Genomic DNA, 1,144 nt, shown 5'->3' on the forward strand with positions numbered 1-1,144 from the left:
CTCCGCCGGAGACCCGCCGCCGTCCTCCGCCGGAGACCGGCCCTCGCCCTCCGCCGGAGACCCCGCGTCCGCGGGCAGCGACAGCACTCGGGTGGCCGTGTCGGTGGTCCTGCGTGCTTCCGAGGGGGACGCGTCGCGCGCCACCGCCAACCGGGGATCCCGCTTCTCGGGAACCGGACCCGCGCTCCCCGACGTCGGTTCTGCCGACGACTCGCGCTGCTTCGACCTGTCGGGGGACTCGCCCGCCACCGATGCCTCCTCCATGCGCCGCACGCCCCGCGTGCGTCATCCGAACCGTGAACCGCCCGCCCACGACAACGCTCGCAGCGCTGTCCGAACCATGTATCAGTGTCCTGTGCGCGGGACTTCCCCCACGGGGTGGACGAGAACGACATACCTACTGGTTCCACTACGAAGTGGTCACGCACCCTCGACAGACCGATGTGAGAGGGGTCACCCTGTCAGACATCCACGCGGGGAGGCATGGATGGGCAGGAGCCGCAGAACACTTCCGGAGGAGCTTCTGCTGCTGGCACTGGACCCGACCACGGGTACCACTGCACAGCCGCAGTCGCTCGACCTCGGTCTGGCCGGAGCACAGCTAGTGGAGCTGGCGCTGGCCGGACGGATAGCCCCAGACGGGGATCGTATCGCCGTGGTGGCGCCACGGCCGACTGGAGACCCAACACTGGACTGCGCGTTGGAGTTGCTGCGAAGGCGTGGCGCTCCTGTGCGGGCGGTCCACTGGATCGGCGGGCCGCGACTCGGGCTGCGCCAGACCTACCTCTCGCATCTGGAGCGGTGCGGCATGGTGCATGCCGTGGCCGGACAGATGTGCGGGGTGCTGCCGACGACGCGCTACCAGGCGACGGACACCGAGATCAGCCGGGAGATCAAGGCCCGGCTGGACTCCGCGATCCGCACCGGCGTTCCGCCGGACCCGCGGACCGCGGCGCTCGCCGCCCTGGCGCACGCGGTGGGCCTCGGCAAGCACCTGTATCCGGGGAACGAGGGACGCTCCTCGCGTTCCCGGCTGCGGGACCTGATCCGGCACGACCCGATGGGCGGACTCGTCGCGCACGCGGTGATGGACGTCCAGAACGGCGCCGCGGCCCAGCCGCGCCGCGGTTCCGCACCGGCGGGC

The 1,144-nt window shown here is 71.5% G+C and carries 1 protein-coding gene and 1 pseudogene; one reads left to right on the forward strand and one right to left on the reverse strand.

Translation table 11 applies throughout. The features are described 5' to 3' along the window. Positions 1–249 (reverse strand): annotated as a pseudogene (locus tag B9S61_RS41440) (D-alanyl-D-alanine carboxypeptidase); the annotation flags it as partial. 238 nt (positions 250–487) lie between these two features. Between B9S61_RS41440 and B9S61_RS02200 the strand changes: the two are divergent. Next, positions 488–1,144: GPP34 family phosphoprotein (locus tag B9S61_RS02200; protein WP_103540664.1), on the forward strand; the 657-nt coding region annotated here is incomplete at its 3' end.

Origin of the sequence: Streptomyces sp. SM1 (assembly GCF_002910825.1) — a bacterium.
GTDB lineage: Bacteria > Actinomycetota > Actinomycetes > Streptomycetales > Streptomycetaceae > Streptomyces > Streptomyces okerensis.